This window comes from Rhodococcus sp. FG69 (assembly GCF_057808915.1).
This window is the reverse complement of the sequence record NZ_JBMDIX010000089.1, coordinates 1-2,668: the sequence shown is the minus strand read 5'-3', so window position 1 is coordinate 2,668 and position 2,668 is coordinate 1. Positions and strand designations below refer to the sequence as shown.

Here is a 2,668-nt window from a genome sequence, read left to right as displayed (position 1 = left end):
ACCGGGTGAGCACTTTCGCTGAGCGAAGCTGAGCACTTCCGATGAGCGCCGTCATGGGCAGACCACCCTTGGGCAGACCGGACTTGGACACCGGACTTGTTGCGGAAGCGGAGGGATTTGAACCCACGGAGCCGCAGAAGAGCGTGCCCCGATGGCTCTCACCAGACTTTTCTTCTCACTGCGGTTCAACGGCCATCACTCAGTTTGCCCACAAATTGTGGGCGATTTGTGGGCACGCTGTCCCCATCACCGCATACGCGCCACTGGCACGAAACGGATCGCCTGTTGGACGTCTGCACCGCAATCCAGGACGACGACGGTAGGTGCAGGTGGGCTCATATTCTGGGTCTCATCTGTCTGATCTAATCTGACAGCCTCGGCATAAGCTGGCAGTTCTGGACGCCGTATTAACCTGCCGTCGAAGTCCTCCACCGCTGCCGCTACATCGTTGTCCATGTAGCCCGGTTGGGCTCGGAGGGTTGCTTCGTAGGCACGAAAATGGAAGTCGCCGACCAGTGACCGGCCAGGTGTAGCCCTCCCCCTCGGAAGAAAGAGATGTGACCACGGCATCGCCACCTCAAGGTAGCGGAGGATTTTGGATCGATCTGGGCCGCCAGTGCTGTGCAGGTCGCGAACGGCGTCACTTGGGACAGCAGCGCAGCCCCAGCGCTTCGGGTCTTGCCGCGTCTTGGCTTTCGGCCAGTGAGGTGACCGCGACATCGCAGCGACATAATCAGAGCTGAAGCGACGCAGTTCGCATCCGTTGTAGAAGACATGAAACGGATAAATATATCCAAGTCCACGGCAGCTATCAATGAGGGTGTCGTATTGGTAAGCGCCGGGCGCGACCCCTGGGTGATCTAGATACTTGTATGTGCTTCCGTGTGCTCGCTTTGCCTGGATTCGCAAGCAGTACCAACCATCCGAGGGACTACCGATCCACCACTCCCAGTCGGCCCCAACTGCTTTCTCTTCATTCTGATTGAATCGGAAGACTTTGAGCTGTGGGAACTTGAGACGCAGTCGGAGAAGATTGTGCTCGGTCACCGAGTCCTCGCGGAACTTAATCCTGCTCTTGTCGCCGTACTCAAGGTTGTCCCACGTCTCGGTGGACAGGTGGTCCAGCTCAGTTTTCAGCCCAGCCAGCGGTCTCGCGCCACGAGCCATCAGACTGTCCGCTCTTCGCTGTCCTGAAGACGCCCCCCTGCGTCGTGCTCGGCTGTTTCTTCCGCATCTTGTTGCAGCGCGAACCCTTGCCTAAGAGCCTTTGCTTGTGTGCGCAGCGGGATGTTCAAGGCGTCATACATCGCGACGAAGGACCTCACGACCCAGTCCAGCGCGATCCTCCAATCCTCCTCCTCTGCCAGTTCGCCAGGGTGATAGGTCGCAATGCGTGAGGCTTGTTTGTCGCTTAGTCGCTCCCAGCTGAGGCGGATGCCAGTCTCGCTGTCCCACCGCTCCTTGGCATCGTGAAACTGATCGAAAAGCGCCTTGTTGAGAGCCACGTCAACTCTCAAGTCGATGTAGGCCTCAAGGCGTATCTGATTCTCGCCAGTCACAGACAAGCTCCAGTAGCCAAACGGACCACCAGCGAACGAAATCCAATTTCCTCGCTGCCTAGTTGGCACACTCACGCTGGGGCGTTGCGCGTTGATGAGCGTCAGCGCTTCGATGAAGAAATCCTGACGAGTGGCATTGAGCGGGCTGACAGTCTTAGCTTCGCCGGCACCGGCCGTCTTCACCGCCTTCTGCCAATCATTTGGTCTCGACACGACAGTAAAGACCGGTGCGCGGGGACCGGAGTCGCCGATCTGCACAACGCTCACCTCAACGCCGAAAAAGCCGGTGTCACTGTCAGTGTGCTCGTTCAGCCAGTCCAGCGAGCTACGAAACTCTTCCCGGAACTGCGTCGACACCCATACTGCGGCGGACGCGTTAAGCCCCGAGGCATAGACCAAGCATTGCCCAAGGTGGCCGTGGTCTGTCCGCTCCAGTTGGTTTTCAATAATGACCACACCGCCGTGACCATCTTCAGCCTGGATGTCGAGCCGAAAGTCTCCGACGGGAACCTCAGTGGCGACCACGGTTAGCGTCATTCCCAGTTCCTCTGCAAGAACGTCTATGTTCTCCGCGAGCCAGGGCGTGAAGTCCCCAGATTCAGAGAACCAAACGGACCTTGGGTCCGCTACTTTCCGGAGCCTGCCAAGGTTCTTGTTGTCGAGTTCCACAGGTCGAGTATGCAGCCCAGCACATCTTGGGGTTGAGATGTCCACAAAATTGCTGCTCACACGCGTTGGACGCTTTGGGACACATCCCCCGCACCCCCTGGGAGCAGGGTTGTTGTTAACCAAGTTATAGAAGACCTTGGTTCCCCACATCGACACCTTTTCTAATCCCCAACGTGCCAGCGGGGATGCGTCCCAACCCGTCCGAGGCGTCTGACCTGGCGAATCTCAGACACCTTGCACAAGACTTATCTACGTGTGCGCAGCAAATAGTCCCGGTAGCTCGAACTCATTGAACCCACAACCTTGTGATTGAAGACCACGATCTCCAAGCCCATTCGCTCGGCGACGATGGCCTCCATCAAGCGCAGCGACACTAAATCAGAGGCCGCCTGGTTGGGCCCCCGATAGCAGTCCAGCGTCTATGCGATAGCTAATTGGTT

At 57.8% G+C, this 2,668-nt stretch carries 2 protein-coding genes; both read right to left on the bottom strand.

What is annotated here, in order from left to right; all coding sequences use genetic code 11:
* Positions 1 to 246: 246 nt before the first annotated feature.
* Entirely contained in the window at positions 247 to 1,167 is a 921-nt protein-coding gene (locus ACODSO_RS29045) for a DUF6615 family protein (protein WP_489040058.1), read from the bottom strand.
* Positions 1,167 to 2,228, bottom strand: coding sequence for a DUF4268 domain-containing protein (locus ACODSO_RS29040; RefSeq protein WP_489040057.1), 1,062 nt, complete (start codon positions 2,226 to 2,228; stop codon positions 1,167 to 1,169). The genes ACODSO_RS29045 and ACODSO_RS29040 overlap by 1 nt, the downstream gene beginning before the upstream one ends.
* Positions 2,229 to 2,668: the final 440 nt, after the last annotated feature.